This is a genomic window from Halobacteriovorax marinus SJ, from assembly GCF_000210915.2.
GTDB classification, from domain to species: domain Bacteria; phylum Bdellovibrionota; class Bacteriovoracia; order Bacteriovoracales; family Bacteriovoracaceae; genus Halobacteriovorax; species Halobacteriovorax marinus.
In genome coordinates this window covers 1,369,953-1,386,882 of sequence record NC_016620.1, presented here as the reverse complement: position 1 = coordinate 1,386,882, position 16,930 = coordinate 1,369,953, and the positions used below count along the sequence as shown (strand labels likewise).

Annotated in this window: 14 protein-coding genes; 7 read left to right on the top strand and 7 right to left on the bottom strand. The window is 36.5% G+C overall.

The window, feature by feature from the left end:
- Positions 1-15 precede the first annotated feature (15 nt).
- On the top strand, positions 16-1,329 hold the full coding sequence (locus BMS_RS06770) for a tetratricopeptide repeat protein (protein WP_014244064.1): 1,314 nt from the start codon (positions 16-18) through the stop codon (positions 1,327-1,329).
- A 41-nt stretch (positions 1,330-1,370) separates the two neighbouring features.
- Positions 1,371-2,141, top strand: coding sequence for a Nif3-like dinuclear metal center hexameric protein (locus BMS_RS06765; protein ID WP_014244063.1), 771 nt, complete (start codon positions 1,371-1,373; stop codon positions 2,139-2,141).
- 1 nt (position 2,142) lies between these two features.
- Here BMS_RS06765 and BMS_RS06760 read toward each other — a convergent pair whose 3' ends face one another.
- Positions 2,143-3,174: a CpaF family protein gene (locus BMS_RS06760; protein WP_014244062.1), complete on the bottom strand. Its 1,032-nt coding sequence runs from the start codon at positions 3,172-3,174 to the stop codon at positions 2,143-2,145.
- Positions 3,175-3,176: 2 nt separating this feature from the next.
- Positions 3,177-3,863, bottom strand: a complete 687-nt coding sequence (locus BMS_RS06755) for a hypothetical protein (protein WP_014244061.1) — start codon at positions 3,861-3,863, stop codon at positions 3,177-3,179.
- A gap of 108 nt (positions 3,864-3,971) precedes the next feature.
- Between BMS_RS06755 and BMS_RS06750 the strand changes: the two genes are divergently transcribed.
- Together BMS_RS06750 and BMS_RS06745 are read left to right on the top strand one after the other, a co-directional pair.
- Entirely contained in the window at positions 3,972-4,469 is a 498-nt protein-coding gene (locus tag BMS_RS06750) for a hypothetical protein (protein ID WP_014244060.1), read from the top strand.
- Positions 4,469-4,837 carry a hypothetical protein gene (locus tag BMS_RS06745; protein WP_014244059.1) on the top strand — a complete coding sequence of 123 codons (369 nt, stop codon included), beginning with the start codon at positions 4,469-4,471 and terminating at the stop codon, positions 4,835-4,837. The genes BMS_RS06750 and BMS_RS06745 overlap by 1 nt, the downstream gene beginning before the upstream one ends.
- Here the strand turns inward: BMS_RS06745 and BMS_RS16855 are convergent.
- The 5 genes from BMS_RS16855 to BMS_RS06720 form a co-directional block, all read right to left on the bottom strand.
- Positions 4,817-7,642: a S8 family peptidase gene (locus tag BMS_RS16855; protein ID WP_052590605.1), complete on the bottom strand. Its 2,826-nt coding sequence runs from the start codon at positions 7,640-7,642 to the stop codon at positions 4,817-4,819. The genes BMS_RS06745 and BMS_RS16855 overlap by 21 nt on opposite strands.
- Positions 7,642-10,725 carry a hypothetical protein gene (locus BMS_RS06735; protein WP_014244057.1) on the bottom strand — a complete coding sequence of 1,028 codons (3,084 nt, stop codon included), beginning with the start codon at positions 10,723-10,725 and terminating at the stop codon, positions 7,642-7,644. The genes BMS_RS16855 and BMS_RS06735 overlap by 1 nt, the downstream gene beginning before the upstream one ends.
- Positions 10,726-10,875: 150 nt before the next feature.
- The gene (locus BMS_RS06730; protein ID WP_014244056.1) at positions 10,876-11,766 is read right to left on the bottom strand and encodes a hypothetical protein; all 891 of its coding nucleotides are present in this window, start codon (positions 11,764-11,766) and stop codon (positions 10,876-10,878) included.
- Between the two features lie 248 nt (positions 11,767-12,014).
- Positions 12,015-13,721 (bottom strand): DUF6178 family protein, encoded by a 1,707-nt coding sequence (locus BMS_RS06725; RefSeq protein ID WP_014244055.1) that lies wholly within the window; start codon positions 13,719-13,721, stop codon positions 12,015-12,017.
- Between the two features lie 78 nt (positions 13,722-13,799).
- Positions 13,800-15,023: a molybdopterin molybdotransferase MoeA gene (locus tag BMS_RS06720; protein WP_014244054.1), complete on the bottom strand. Its 1,224-nt coding sequence runs from the start codon at positions 15,021-15,023 to the stop codon at positions 13,800-13,802.
- 217 nt (positions 15,024-15,240) lie between these two features.
- On the opposite strand from BMS_RS06720, the gene BMS_RS06715 reads away from it, so the two are divergent.
- The 3 genes from BMS_RS06715 to BMS_RS06705 all read left to right on the top strand — a co-directional run bounded on the left by BMS_RS06715 (position 15,241) and on the right by BMS_RS06705 (position 16,929).
- On the top strand, positions 15,241-15,948 hold the full coding sequence (locus tag BMS_RS06715) for a Crp/Fnr family transcriptional regulator (RefSeq protein ID WP_014244053.1): 708 nt from the start codon (positions 15,241-15,243) through the stop codon (positions 15,946-15,948).
- A 62-nt stretch (positions 15,949-16,010) separates the two neighbouring features.
- Positions 16,011-16,400, top strand: coding sequence for a cyclic nucleotide-binding domain-containing protein (locus tag BMS_RS06710; protein WP_014244052.1), 390 nt, complete (start codon positions 16,011-16,013; stop codon positions 16,398-16,400).
- Positions 16,401-16,479: 79 nt separating this feature from the next.
- Positions 16,480-16,929: a universal stress protein gene (locus BMS_RS06705; protein WP_014244051.1), complete on the top strand. Its 450-nt coding sequence runs from the start codon at positions 16,480-16,482 to the stop codon at positions 16,927-16,929.
- Position 16,930 lies beyond the last annotated feature (1 nt).

The window sequence follows — 16,930 nt, the reverse complement described above, 5'->3', positions numbered from 1 at the left end:
TCAAAGGAATGACACTTGAAAGAGAATAAAGGAACGCTCATTTTGATGGAAGAAAATATTAGAAATTTATTAACTAGTGAATTGCATTGTGCCTGGTCATATTACGAGAGGCTCATCCACGCGATCTCCGATCTTTCAAAAATTGCTCAGCTCCCAGAGTCTAAAGAACTAACTCAGAAAATGAATTTCGATATCGTTGAGCTTTTAGAGGTACATGTTTTCTCTAAAGACTTCATCAATGAGAACGTCAGAAATATTACATTAAGAGAATTAAAGTATAAGTGTAAAGATACTACTGATCTTCTAGAGAGAATGATTCGTCTAGAATTAAATAGCGAAAAAACTCTTGATACAACGGTTAACTTCATTAACCTCCTTTATGAATATGCTCATGAGTGGCATCACCTACTTTCAGACTTTACAGATATTAGTATTCAGCTTCCAAGAGTAAACCTCATTGAGGCGGTAGTGACTTCTCCAAAATACTTAATGGATATGGAAGATGAGATGAACAACACTCTTAAAGAAGAGAGTGAAGAACTTGTCGACTCTACTCCTCGCCTGCACCAAAGTGGATTCTCCATTATTGACGGTGGTGCTCAGGATGATGAATTAAGTCTTGAAGATGACTATGATGATATCGATGAAGATAGTGATCATGACGATGAGGGAGAAGAAGATAAAATTATTCCTCTCTTTAAATTAGATAAAGAAAATATCATTCGCTTTCAAGGAGCCGGACTTGGTTCAATTGGAAGTTTAGAGTGGCAAAGAGATAAGAAGTACGACAAGCTCCTACATGAAGGTCATGAGGCAGTTTTTGAAAAGAATTTCGCTGAAGCACTTGAGAAATTTACAAGGGCCTTAAACTATAAAGAGACAGCAGAAGTTCTTACTCTTATCGGTTGGGTTCACTCTCTAGATGGTCGCCTAGATAAGGCCAAGACTTTCTGTCTTAAGGCCATTCAAACTGATGCTGACTATGGGCCTCCATATAATGACCTTGGAACTTATTTATTAAGTGAAGGACAGGTAGAAGAAAGTTTGAAGTGGTTTGAAATGGCCAAGAAATCTATTAACTACCAAAATAGAGAATATCCTTATATCAATGCTGGACGCGCCTATATGACGGTAAAGAATCTTCCTAAGGCCTTAGAGGAATTTTCTAAAGCGTTGACACTAGCACCATATCACGAAGAACTTCATGCAACGGTTGAAAGACTGAAGAAGTCAATTCACACAAGCTCAAACAAAGAAGAGTTTAAAGTGAATTGGGATATCAGTGAAGAAGTTGAAAATTCAGAAACTGACGACTCTCCAGTAAATTAATGCTATAATGACTGACATAATGAACTTTAAAAAGGCCAATTATGTCAGTTGTAAAAAGAAAAGATCTCGAAAAATTTCTAAATAACCTCCTTAATATTTATGAGTACCAAGACTATGGACCAAACGGTTTACAAGTCGAAGGTGTGGATGAAGTCTCTAAAGTGGCCTTCGCTGTTTCGGCAACGAGACACTCAATTAATGAAGCCGCAAAAAATGGAGCCAATGCATTGATAGTTCACCACGGACTTTTTTGGAAATTTCACGGCACACGTGCCCTAAAGGGACCATTTGCAAAGAGAGTTTTCCCTCTCGTAAGAAATGAGATTAACCTCTTTGGTTATCACCTTCCTCTCGATGCCCATCTTGAAGTTGGTAACGCTGCTGGAATTGCAAAACTTCTAAAGATGACAGACGTAACACCATTTGGAGACTATAAAGGCTCACCTACAGGACTTAGGGGAAAACTCCCAAAGAAATATAAGAGAGAGGAACTAGCTAAAGAGTTAGAAAGCATTCTCAATCATAAAGTCATCTTCTCTATCCCACAGGAACAGGAAGAGATAAGAACTCTGGCCATCATTACTGGCGGGGCAAATAGTGAGTGGGCAGGTGCCATGCGCCTAGGTTTAGATGCTTACCTTACAGGAGAGATGAGTGAACACGACTGGCATGAAAGCGCTGAAGGCGGTGTAACAATGTTTGCAGGAGGTCACAACGCCACAGAACAATTCGGAGTTCAGCTTCTTATGAAAGAAGTCGAGCGAGAATTTGGCCTAGAGTGCTTCTTCATTGAGAGCCAAAATCCCGCCTAATTTACTTATTGATAAAGTCTAGAGGAAGAGCTCCCATATGGTGGAGCTTTTCCATATTCTTTGGAGTGATGCCTGTAGCTACGAGCTTTCCATCTTCGTGAGTAGCGATTGTTTGCGAGAGAATATTACTTCCTTCCATTCCAGTAATTTCCTGAATGGTTTTTAACACTCTGTTACCCTCTCTATCTCTAGAAAGTTGAAAGATAAAATCTACCGCAGTACTCATCTGTCTTCTTACAACATGGTAGGGAACATCATATCCCGCCATTAAAAATAGTGTCTCCATACGATTAATACATTCTGCTGCTGAATTAGCATGGAGAGATGTCATACTTCCATCGTGACCAGTATTCATGGCCTGTAATAAATCAAAGAGCTCTCCCCCTCTAATCTCACCAAGAATAATTCTATCAGGTCTCATTCTAAGAGTATTCTTAACAAGATCACGTACCGAAATATCACTGGCCTCCACTTTACTCCCCGCCTCTAAGCGAACAAGGTTTGGGTTAGTGAGATTAAGCTCTAAAGTATCCTCTATTGTGATCACTCTCTCAGCAGGACTAACTTCCTTTAGAAGTAAATTCATGAAAGTTGTTTTACCAACTCCCGTACCACCAGAGATAATAATATTCATTCGGGCCGAGACAGCGGCCTTTAAAAACTCTACCCAATTAGGAGGAATGCTAAAGATTCCTGGAGAGCTATCAAAATCAACTATTGTTCTAATATATTTACGAATCGAAATTGAAGGAAAGCCACTTACAAAGGGTTCAATAATAATATTTATTCTCGAACCATCTGGAAGATTACCATCTAAAATTGGTTTCTCTTGATTACACACTTTCTTATTATAGTCAGCGACCTCTTCAATGAATTTATAGATATCTTGTTTTGTAAGTGAAATATTTAATTGTATAAATTGACCGCCTCTTTCTACAAAAACAGACTTTGGTCCATTAATAACTATTTCAGTAATACCTTTCTTCGTGTTGAGGTCGTTAATTAATTTCCAAACTGAATTTTCACTACTCATCGCTAACCTATATGCTCCATAATAAATATTTCTTTTTCGTTTATTGAACTTCCATAAGATAGAAAGTTATTTACCATTAGACTCTTTTGTTCGAGATTCAAACGCTCATAAAGGTCTTTGTATTTTAACCCTTGCCCTATATGTTCTTTGAGTTGATCCTTTCCAAAAAAGTCAATTAAGTGCTTAATTAAAATAACAAGTAAATCAATCTTAACAGTCCTAGCACTGGATATAGAGAGAATCTCTACCACCTCATGAATATTAAAATTAATGGCTCCTGTAGACTTGCCTAAGAGATTTTGCTCAATAGAAGACATTTTCAAGTAAAAGCCCAGTAAGAAGGCCCTAGAGTACCCCCCAATAGAGTATGGTTTTAAAATATCTTCAAAGCCAAGAATTCCGTAGCAATTTCCAGTTTGAACAGAGCTGGGATATTCACCATTTATTAAATTCTCTATATACAGACAGCATAGACGATCTCTAATGCCGTGCCAGCCTGCGGACTTTAGAACCTTTTCAACGTTGCCACTATTATCAATATCTTTGAAAATTTGTCTAAAGAGAAGATAGAGACCCTTGCGCTCTACAATATAACTTTGTAAATCAGAAAAATGCTTACCAGAACTTTGCATATTCACCTTTAAAAGATGAGTAAAGTCATCTGGTAAATTTGCAAAATGAAAATCCAATCTCTACCTCTTAGATACTTTTATTCTATTCTAACTCTTTAAAATTTGGGCAACAAGTGACGACTATGTTTCCCCTTTAAAAAAATGCTATAATAAGTTGAGGTTTTTATGCGTATTCCAATTTATGAAGAACTCGTACTTGATAATTTCTCTCTAGAATATTTAAAAGAGAAATTTAAAGAGTCTAGAATAGGCTCTCTTCCCATGTACACAAGTCTTTACAATATTACAGATGAAGAAAAAGAAAGTGCGATTACAAATATCGAACAAGCACTAAAAGACTTACATAAGAATCCACTCTTCCCATACCCATTCTATATTGTAAGTGAAACTCCTGTTAGAGGAACAACTATAAGTGTATTTAGCTCAGTAGATGAATTACCATCACATTACTTTAAGAAGTCAAAGCGATTAAAGAATAAAGAGCTACTTTTACTTAGCAAAGTTGGAGTTCTTTGTGAGAAAGTACTCAATATGCCTCTCTACGATAACCAAAAAGTCATTAGAGACTCGGCCAATGATCAGAGAAATCTCTACAAGCAAACTAAAGAGCTCAACTTCTATGAAGAAGTGGCCTTCGCCTTACAAGAGAAGCAGAGGGATTAATGGTTAAGAAAAAGCTAATATCAAAAGAGAAATTAGATGAAATAAAAGGCTTTGAAGAAATCATGGACTTAGTCATTGATGAACATGAGAAGCTCGAAGTTGAGAAGAAACAAAGAGAAGCCGAAAAACTGAACGACTCCTACCTACTCTATAATTTCTTGGAAGATGAAGCTCATCGACTTGAAAAGCTATCTAAATTCTTTGGTACAAAAATTAATAACTATAAAAATTTTAATCAAACTTCTCACATACTTAAAAAGCAAGATATTCAAAGAAAACAAATCAAGAAAGATCTAGTAGAGTTTCAAATGAGTGAGTATAGCCCACTTAATAAGCATCTTGAAAAGCTATTTAACGCTCTCTTTTAGTGGGATCAACTCAATTGTAGATCTTAGAAATCTATCATGACAAGCAACAACGATATGACCTACTCCTTCAAACTCTGCGACGTCCAAGTACTTACAATTCTTTGGTAAAGAAAAGCTCGCATATATTGGAGAAGAAAAGACATCTCCATCTTGAACCATGGAGTAAATTCTATCTCCATAAATGAGTGTGGAGTCCACTAGGATACCTCGGGCATTTGATGACTTTGTTTCTACATTTACCTTTTTAAAGGTTTCTGAAAAGCTCACCCCAGGAAAACTACTTTCTCTATTAATTGGAAGTTTAGACGACTTACCATCACCAGTAATGGCATGAATAAAGTATCTAGACTCTAATAAGATTAAATCACGCCCATCACGGTTTGAGTAATCGAAGATATCAATTATAATATCTCCCCAACTTCCAGTACTGAAGTTTTGAATTCTCTTATTCCCTTCAAAATCCCAAAAGATCGCCCTTAACTCCTCTCTGGTATTAAGCGCAAATGAGGCATTGGCAATACTTTCATTTCTACGTGTTACGAGAGTACGATTAGACTCTAGACTTAACCCATAGAAATCCACTTCTGTAATTTGATATGAATCAACAGACTCATACTCAATTTGAAAGTATCTCTTATTAAATTCTCTACCAGAAATAAGTAGGCCAGTTAAAGTAGAAGAGAACTCATCTTGCTCAACGATTTGATCAAATAGAACTCCATCACGAATAGGAAGAGAGTACTTCTTTCTAACCTCTTCCAAGAACTTAACAGAGGCCAGTGTTCTAATCTCTAATTCAACATTATTTGCTTTAATCTTTGGTAATAATAAATAAGGCTTCTTAGAGATATAATTCTCATCAATTCTATCGAGAGGATCGAGAGTATTATCCGCTTCAGGCATAGACCAATCTTTCATAAAGACTGGTATCTTAACTTTTCCAAATGTAGAAAAATCGTAATTAATGAAATCAAATTTAATGTCACCATTGAAAAAAGGAAGACCTTCAAAAGTAGATATTTCAAAGTACCATTGATATAGGTTTCCATAGAGAGGTCTCCCCTCTTTTGTAACAAAGCTAAGAACAAGGTGCTTCTCTTCTTTTGAGAGAGAGTAAATCATAAAGTCTTCAACACCATCATTATTAAAGTCATTCTTTACAATACTAACAATCTTCCCAACTTCATCAATCTCAAATTGAATTCTCTCTACATCTGAAAGTGTTACCCTAGATAGATCAATCTTTGTTTTTCCAGCACTAGCACTTCTTCTAACGTAGTAATCTAAACTTTGGCCCTTAAACTTATTTGAGACGACCTTTCTAAGAGAAGAAGAAAGTCGACCATTATTGCTTAAAAGAACTTCACTGTCTCTAAAAGGTAGTTTTACACTTACTTTCTCAGCTATATCTAGCATATTTCTAACGAGAGCTATCTCGTGAGCGCTAACCTTGTCCTCGTAATAAACTTTAAGTCCTAAGTGAGATGAAGTAGAGAAATTAGAAATAACAGTATCAATAACAACAGCTTGATCTTTCTCACTAGAGACATTCGAAACTTCAAATTTCTTTGAGTAAAGTATTTTACCGTTTATTTTATCTTCAAGTTCTACCTTAAAGTCTAATTGTGAAATATCTTTCAAAAGCGCTCTATACGGAAGGGAGAACTTTACACTACCATCTTCATTAATTCCAACTTCTGTCAGACCTTTGAATTTAAAAAGAGGAAAACCTTTTTCTGTTTTTAGACTAAGAGCTTTTTCAACATTCACTTTTCCGTACTTTACATCTTTAAGCGAAAAGTCTCTCTCAGCACTTTTATACAATCTATACTTAATCTCATCAAAGCTCATACTTTGATTCTTTGATTTTAAAAGTGCAACAATACCTGCAAGGAATGGTGCTGCTTGAGAGGATCCCTTCTTAATTTCATAGCCTGAAATTCTAAGAGTTCTAGACTCAAGACCTCTAGGGTAAGTAGAAATAATACTCTCTCCTGGAGCGATAATATCAACTTTCCCACCAAAGTTTGAAAACTCTGGAACCTCTCCCACATTATCCATAGCGCCAACACAAATAACTTCATCATTTGCACATGGATAAACAGGAAGTTTCTTATTGTTATTTCCCGCGGCCACAATAACGGCAACATTTCTCTTAATGGCCGTTTCAATAGCGTATCTAATTTTCTTAGTATGGATAAGAGCAGGCCAACCTAAACTTAAATTAATAACTTCAGCTCCATTGCTAACAGCATAAGCAATAGCATCTGCTATAATATTAGTAATAACCTTCTTATCATAAACAAATGTACTAACTTTAGAGTTGAGTATCTTAAGTGGCATAATACTTACATTATCGGCGGCGACTCCTTTAATTCCGATACCATTGTCTTTAACGGCACCGATAATCCCCGCCACATGTGTTCCGTGACCGATATCATCACTAACATCAGGGTTTCCGTCTAAGAAATTCCAACCATAGCAATCAGTCTTGGCAATATCTTCATCGCTCATCCCTTCACACTTAGGGTTGAACCAAATATTATCCTTTAGATCAGGGTGGTTAATATCTACACCTGAATCAATGACTGCAACTATAACCTTTCTCTTACTTTGAACAAAGTCAGATGGGATAGCAATATCGACCCCTGGCTTTCCTCGAACGAGCTCTCGTGTCAGCTCCCCCGTTGCTCTAAAGATAGGTTGACCAATATTCTTTATTCCCCACTGCATACTACTTAGAGGGTCATTTCCATGGGCAAGTGAAGAGAAAATAAGTAATGGTAAAATTAAAAGAGATTTCATTAGATACTCTCCCTTAGCCACGAGCCATTGAATTCATTTGCCTGCATTTTCATTTTTGTTCTAACTTCCTCAACTGGACCGTTCCAATACTTTCCAGTGATCTTACCTTGTGAGTTACCATCGATTGGCTTAGTTAAAATATCACTCTCTTCTCTAAATCCAGTGATCTTTCCATAGATAAAGATATTGTCTTTACCTAGAATTTCTTTAAAATGCTTAAACTCTAAGTAGCTCTCATAGAGAATCGCTAAATCGACTAAGCATGATACAGCACTGTCTTTATTACTATTGAATTTAGACTCACACTTATCTCTCTTATCAATGAAAACTTGAAAATTTCCACACTTAATCTTCTTAGCTATCGGCGCCCCATTAAGTCTAGTGGCCGAACAGTGACGTCTGTCATAATTAAGTCTTCTATATCTTCTGGCCATCTCTTTAATTTTATCTTCGTCAAAATTCAGTAAATTCCACACACCTTTTTCATAGATATTTAAATTAACAAATATAGAGTAGAGCTTAAGTGTTGTAGCGTCGTTAGCATCATCGTCAGAGAAGATATCTGCACCGAACTGCTCATTGAGTTCTCTGATAACTTTCTTTAATTTCTTCTCTTTGATTTTCCAGCCTTCTTTTCTAACTTCCATTGCAAGAAATGAATCAGCATACTTATTTCTTCCACTTGCTTGATCTTGAAAACGAGACTCAAATCTAAAGCTCTGTGTAGAACTCACACCTGTGAATGTTCTGGCCGGGTTCTTCCATGGTTCATTTCTAAGTGTAATAAACTCTGTAATCTGATTAAGATAGTAATTTACAATATCTCTACCAAAGGCCCAGTTATTTGCACCAACTTGTTTTTCATGAGTGTACTTATAAAATTGAGTCTCATAGTTCTCTGGTGTAGTTATTTCGATCTTTCCTCTCTTCTTTAGCTTCTTAAGACGCCAGTTTAGGAAAGAGTACTTAGTACTAGTATCTCTAAAATTATTTTCTAGCTTATAAGGAGATTGGTAATTTTCTAATAACTCTTTATCACCATCTTGAATAAGTTGATGAAGAGCGGAAGCTCCCTTATAGAGATCAGGATTAGTAGTGATATCAGAATCAATATTTACATTATAAAGCTCTACTTTATATTTCCCTTTTGCTCTACTAAAGTCGATTCTCGTAATCGGAATATAATTATCAAGACCTAGAACAAAACCAAGCTCTCCAAGCTCTCCCTTATCAATATAGACTTGAATAAGATCAGCACTAGAGCGGTAGATATGAATTCTCTTAACGAGAACAGACTTCGAACTTAAGGTTAATGAAATTTTAGTATTGGCCCAAGAATATCCGCCTCTTGCCATAAAACTTGGTGTTAATCGATCAGAGATTACCAATGATTCGCCTACACCTAGCTTCTTACTTAGGTCATCAATTATGGCCTTTGTCTTCTCTTCTCTAATTTCTTCGTCACTTAGGTTTTCAATATTTGATAAATTCTCTAACTCTCTAAGAACGTCTTTCTTAAATAGAGTTACCACCATATTCTTATAAGGTTCTTTTAAAGAAGCTTTTAGTGACTGAACAGGCTTTAAGTGAGTATATGTTTTGACATAATTCACTTCACCTTTCATTAGTGCTGAATAGCCTACAGGAAGACCTTCAAAACCAACATTAGCTCCTAGAGAGACACCGTATCCAAATGTATCGGCCGTCTGAACGAGGTCATCACTCCCTTGATGGTTTCCTACCACAACATCTCTTGAGAGGATTAAACTCCCATTAACAATTGGAGAAACCCATGCTCCTACCTCTTGCTCTAGGAATTCACCTGTCTCTACAAAGTGGTCGAGGCCGTTTTGAAATTCTTCTTTATAATAATCAAGTCTAGCATCATTAATATCGAAAACTTGTAATTCTCTATTTGCCCTTCCGACTAAGTTCTCAAGAACATCTGATTGAAGTTTACTTAATAGAGAATACTTAAATTCCTTAAATGGAGAATCAGGATCACCATAAGCAAACCTTGATCCATATCCCTCAAAACGCTCTTGAAGTAAGCGACCTTCTTTTAAAATCTCTCCACTAGAAATTTTTGAATTAAAAGTAATATCATCAATATCGATGGCAAATACTCGCATTAAACTATTTCTTCTAGAGATTAACTTCTCAACGAGTAGCATTGCTACTTCTTTTGGATAATGAGAAGCGTAGACAATTTCTTCAAAGTCTCTTCTAGTCATGAATTTAATTTTATTTAACATCCACTTTGCATCATCAATTGTTGGATTCATATCTGCTAGTGTGAAATGCTCTAACTCAACTGACTCTTCTTCAATTCTTGCGGCCTTCCAACTTAAGACATTAACACTTTCATCTAAGTTTAAAAGTGCATATGGAATGATAAGGGATCTCAGAGTTCTCGACTTCAGGGACTTTGGCGGAACTCCAAAAGCGACATTGTAATGTTCATTATAAGCAGGAAGCATAACCATCGCATCCTGAAGATCAATTGAAAATTCACTATCACCAACTAACCACCTAGAAGGAGCTCCAAAAGTATTCTCTGGAATGACTCTCTCTAAGAAGTGATCTTTTTCCTCGGTAGAATTAAATCGTACATTGATTTTCTTCTCATACTTCATAGGCCCAATATTGTAACCAAGCTTTCTAAGTAAATTTCTTCTAAGAAAGAATGTATGAAGGTTCTTATCAATAACTATAGTGAGAACATTTCCAGTTCCTTCATCTAGAACACTAAATCTAAGAGTGCCAGATTGTGAGGCAATGACTCCTAAGTATATAAGGCCATTAGTAGTTACTGGGAAATAATCAGAACTCGTATCCAGTGAGAGATCTTCTTTATTCTTCCAAACAGCACTTGCCTGAGGATCTAGTTTAGATAAATCTAAAGGGTTAATTTCATCATTTTGTAACTGCCATGCTTGCTCAGCATCTAAGACACCTAACTCTGGATGAACAAGGTCATTACTTGGGATTCTAGAACTATCTAGTGGTATTCTCTCGACAGCTGCTCCCGCAAAGTGACAGAGAAATGAAGATAAAATAAGTATTTTCAACAGCTTATACATCTAAATTAATTCCTAGAAAAAAAGTATTTACACACAGTAACACAGTGAGTCACTAGACCCCAGATAGTATGTAAAATTTAGTGGATGTGTATAATTCTAAGTGGCTAAAAAAACAGGGCCGATTGGCCCTGTTCAATATTTTTCTTTTAATTAAAGATCAATTCCGAAAACTTCTGGAAGTAATCTATTCTCTAGATTATCAGCAGTCGTTCCGATTTTCTTAGCGATATCTTCGATAAGAACTTCTTTTACTTCTGGGTTATTTGCAGCTTCATTGAAGGCAGCAAAGCTAGCACCAGTTACTTTTTCGATATCATTTGCAAGAGCTAGCTCATCTTCTTGAGTTAATTTCTCACCACTTGCTCTATCAATCATTTTCTCAACTTTACTTCCAAGCGTAACAAGTGAAAGTGAAGTCTTCATATCAATTGAGTAAGCAAAAGATACATCAGCTGCTTTTTTGAAGAATTCTTTATTCTCTTTTTCAGCTGCCATTAAAGAAACATCTGTAGTCTCTTCACCATCTTCGTATAGGTAACCAGAGTCGAATCCACGGTAGTAGTCTTCTCCCCAAGTATCAGTGTATTCATAATCAACGATCTCATAATCATCACCGTAACCATCACCAATTAGACCGTTGTAAAAGTCATGATCATCTTGGATATCTCTAAACTCATCAGCTAAGTTGTAGTTTGAAGAATAGTAATCATAATAAGTAATCGTTCTGATATATTGTAAAGAAACAGCTACGTACTCTCCGTATTCAGCATCATAGATGACGAACCAATCTTCTCCATCCCAGTCAGATCTAACTGTATCCCACTCATCTTTAACAAGCTCATTATCAGAGTAACCATCAACATCATTAAGAGCGTTTACAAAACCATTAGCAGAGATATAAGGACTATTCTTTGCCCCGTAAGTAGAAGTGCTTCCACCTCCACCACCACCGCCTCCGCCGCCACCACAGCTAGCAAGTACAGTTAAAGCAGTTAATGCTAATAAGGATTTCTTTGTCGATTCTAAAAGTGTACGCTTCATTTTTTCTCCCTCTACTTCTATGTGAATACTCCGAAATGGTCAGAGTCGTACTAAACAAAATATAAGATCCAAGTCATATCTAATTTTTTACGACTTGCACAAAAACTAATTCAATCATTGAAATATTTTCATTTAAAAATTGTTATTGCATTTAGCGTGCCAAAAATAAGAAGTGATTCTGGTGCTTAACTGACACTTTCACTTAAGTATAATGTCATTAAGCACCTCGCAGCGCATGAAAAAGGGTGCTAATTGCTCCCTATATTGAGAAGAAGAGGACCACCGACGTGGCGAAATTCTTCTTCAGTGAGATGTGTTATATCATATCCACTAAGGTGGAATTGAACAAGTGTTTGGAGATAGTCTTCAACTTTGTGAACACTACTTAAACCAAAAGATTGAGTAAACTCTTTGATTTTGCTCTCTAAAGTCCCTTGATTAGACATAGTCTCTAAAGAGAACTTCTTAAGTTCGCTAACCAGTAAACCTATTTTTCCAGAGTCCCCATCGAGCTTAACTCCATTTGAGAAATTTACAAATGTACTTAAAAGCAGTGCTTCAAAATCAATATCGGCCACAGTGAAATTTAAGTAATACTCATCCATTAGCTTATTAGACTCTTCTAATTCTTTAAATGTTGTAAAGAACCCTCTCGCAAATGGAAGTATTCCACCGATGAGTGAAATATCATTTTGAAGATTAAGAAGCTCCTCAAAGCTATCTACTGTGTTCTTAGTATTATCAATCTTGTTGCTAATAAATTGAACTGGCTCATTAAAAGACTCGTCTAAGATTGTGCCAATCACTTCTCCTAAAAAAGTGTCATTCTCTGCATTAAAGCCATTTTGGGCCATGGCCTTCTTAATTCTCTTTTGTTCAAAAAGAATGAGCGAGTGACCAATATTATAAATCTCAACAAAGTCAAAGGCCGAAAAGACACCTTCATCGGCGAAGATATTTTGAGAATTATCTTTAGTATTTTCTAAAATATAACTAAAACCTAGCTTCATATAGGCGAGAGTCTTCTTCCCGATTCGAGTCATGGCCAGCGCTCCATCTTTAAGAGCATCTTCCACTGTCAGGCTAGAATTAATAAGTCTCGTAAAATTAAATTGTAGGTAGCTCAGTCTCTCCTGAGAGTTAACTTTGGAAAGTTCTTCACTCAGCTCATCAACTCTATCTTTAAAAGCAATGAGTGCGTTATTATCTAGGCACTGATTCTGAGCTTCGCGGTCAATATTTGGCGTGTGGGCCTCTTTCTTTGAGATAAAGAAGTTAATATGAGAGAGGCTTGGAAAAGGATTACATAATTCAAGAGCATCGTAGTAATCCACAAAACCAAAATCATTTAAACGGTGCTTCTTAAAGCGGTACTCTTCCTCTTGCATATTTAAGAAGCCTTCAGAAACAATTTTAAAGATATACTGATAGGCTCCTTCAACTCCATGCTCGGTATAGAGGTCTGCAACGAATTGCTTAACTTCTCCTATATAGGGATAGTCCTCTTCAAATTCAAAGAGGAGGAGATTATCTTCTGTAAGAAAGTAAAAATCGTGATCTGGATACTGAGGATCTTCAGAATCAAAAGTCCAAATACTCATTCTTCCCTTTAAGAAGAGAGCAAACTCAGTACTATTTAAAAACTCGCTCTTTATCTTGTCATCATTGCATTTAGAGTAAACATCAATCCAATATGAGAATGAGTTTGGATCGAGATCATCTTTCTTCCAAAGATCTAGGTCCAAAAAGACTTGCCTTTGCTTAGGGCTAAACTTTGAAAGTGATGAAGCGACAAGATCCGTAGATAGGGACTTAATCGCCGTATAGAGTGGTTGTACAGGAAGATTTGAGAGGTCTTCCCCTTTTTCAATATAAGACTCAATGATGTCCATTGAGGAGTAGGCTTGCGCCTCTTTTAGTATATTTGTAATTAAGTTAGATCCACTCTTACTCATTAATGCTCCGACATTTAAAATAAAGGCGTTATATAGCAAATTATACGCCCCATGGCCATGAACAGGCCTCTAATCTTGTTAAACAGGCCCAATGCCTCCACCCCAAGGATAGAATTGATATTGTTTATTCATCTCGATTCTTCCCAAAGGAGCTGGCACTTCAAAGAAGCCATCAGTTTCAGTTAACTTAGAAAAATCACCTGAGTTATGCCCAAGTCTTGGAGAGGCCACAACTCTCCCCTCCAGGAAGCTTATCTTTGCGGGGATAAAGAAAGTGAAATCAGAACCCAATTCTAACTCTCGATCAGAAAATACATCGACTGTAGTGACTTCAGAATTCAAAAAAGACTTTTGTAAAAGAGGAATTATATGTCTTCTCGTATTCACAAAAGAAGAAACGGGATTACCAGGGAGACCGAAGACGACTTGCCCTCTAGCTCCTTTTCCAAAAAAGAGTGGCTTTCCAGGTCTTTGCCTAACTTTATGAAAAGCTTTCTTTATTCCAAGCTCTTCTAAGCACTGAGGGATAAAGTCAAACTTCCCCTTGGACACTCCCCCAGAGATAATAATCACTTTATACTTTTGAACTATAGAAGCTAGGCCCTCTAGAATTTCCTCTTTATCATCATTGAAGTGATAGAGTGATACTTTCGCCCCAGTAAAGAAAGATTCTATTTCATTTTTTATAACGTAGGAGTTTGAGCGATAGATTTGATGATCTAGAACTTTCTCACCTAGATCTACCAGTTCATCCCCAGTACTAATAATAGCAACACTCTCAAGCTGATAGACCTCTACACTAGAGAGTCCTTGAGAATAAATAATAGAGAGGGCGCCAGAGTTAATAAGAGTTCCCTTTGAGATAAGCTTGTCATCTCTTTGATAGTCAACTCCAAGAGGATGAATGAATTGATTCCTCTTTGGATGAGAACTTTCGCTTAAAAGAAAACTCTTTTCATTTTCAATGATCTCCTCATAAGGAATAACACAATCACATCCCATAGGAAGAGGTGCTCCCGTCATCACTTCTATACAGTGATCACTGCTTAGAAGACTTTTACACTCTTCTCCAGCTCGAGCAATCCCCTGTTTTTTGAACTCTCTTAAAGAAACACCATCAAATGAGATTGCGATGCCATCCATCATCACTCTATTAAATGGAGGATGACTGCGAGTGGCCACAATATCTTGGGCCAAGACATATCCTCTTGAAGAGGTCGTTTCTCTAGTAATTACCTTATAGATTTCTTTATCAATATCAGCCGCTAGAACTTCATTATGTGCTTCGCTTGCACTAAGCATTTTTATAACTCCGAGTATCTATTTTTTGCACATCTTACTCAAGTTTTATGCCAAGGCAAAGGCTATGGTCTAAGACAAATGACCTATCTAACTGAAATTGCGTGTACAAATTGCAATAAATATTAGAATAATAAATCAATAATCTGACTTAGATCATATTTAATAAACTAATCTATGTTAGATTAAAGGTATCTCTAATTTTAATGAGGAATAAGAAATGAAAGCACCTATAAAGTGTGAAAATTGCCCTTCAAACTCAAGTGGAATCTTCTGTGAGCTCCATGGGTTTGATCTTGAAGATGTCGACCAACATAAAGTGATTAATAAGTACAAAAAGGGACAAACCCTCTTTGTACAAGGAAATCACCCATTTGGTATCTTCTGTATTTCAAAGGGTAATATTAAAGTCACAAAGGTTGGTGCAGATGGAAAAGAATCAATCGTAAGAATTTGTCACGGTGGAGATATTATCGGACACCGCTCGCTATTTACTGAAGAGCACTATACAGCGACAGCAACGGCGATTGAAGATTCTGAAGTTTGCTTCATAGACAAGAGCTTTATTTTAAAAATGATAAATGAAAAGCCTTCTGTCTCTTTAAATATTATCAATAAGCTCTCAGTCGATATGGGTAAGGCCGAAACTAAGCTCAGCTCATTTCATCAAAAGAATGTGAGAGAGAGATTGGCAGAACTCCTTATTGTGCTTTCGAAGTCACACGGAGAAGCTATTAGCGACGGTAGAATAAAACTCAATCTTAAACTTACAAGAGAAGAGATGGCGACAATGATTGGTACGGCCAATGAAACATTAATCAGGTTTATCTCTGAATTTAAAGACGAAAACCTTATTGAACAAGATGGTAAGCACATCATTATTAAGGACGAAGAAAAGCTTTCAGAGTGGGCCAACCTACCCTACTAAAAGTAGATAAAAACATGACCCAGAACATGTTTTTTAAAAGAGTTTTAAACTAGAGTTAAGTCATGAATGATAGTAATCAAAAACTTAAAATTCCAGAGACTTTAATTAAGACGATTTTAGATATCGCACGTCCACTCAAGTATTCAAGTCCATCGAATCTCTTTTATTCAGGACAAACACCTATAGTGGCCTATCTTCTTCTAAATGGGCTCGTGCACTTTACAAAGAATGGTAAGGTTGTAGGAACTTTTACTAGAGGTAGTGTCATAGGATTAAAAGAGCTTATGACGAACTCGCCTATAAGCGTAGACGCTCAAATTCTTCCAGGTACAGAGGTTTGCTTTATTGATAGAAGCACCATTTTGGGGATTTTGAAAGAGAGTGGACAAACACCGCTTAAGGAATTTGTCCAAAACCTTTTAAATGTAGATACAACCCCAAATTTCACCTAACTTATCGATTTTAAACTAGACTAAACAATATTTTTTACGGATCATTTAAGAACTACTTAAAATTGATCTTGGAGGAATTATGAAAAACGTCGTCATTTGCTGTTCTTTAGAGGATGAAAACATAGAGCTTCTAAAGGCCCTGAAAGGAAAGTCGGCACTTGAAAATGCCACTCTTCACTTTGTTCACATCTTTGAAATCCATGTCTACACTTCGGACTTCTCTCCCTATATTTTTCCGTCAGAGGAGAAATACCCTGAAATTGAGGAAGCATCTAAGAATGTCATGCAAACAATTGCAGAGTCTATTTGTACACCTAATCAACTCTCTAAATCCCAAGTTGAATGTTACTTTGCCTATAGTCCAAAGCAGAAAATTACTGAGTATCTCTCAGACGTAAGTGCGGACTTAGTTGTCGTGGCCTCAAAGCAAAAGCATGGAATAGAAGGACTTTTCTCTAGTTCTTTTACAGAGCATCTCGTTAAGTACTCACCTTGCGATGTTCATATATTAAGACCAAAAGAAAGTTGAT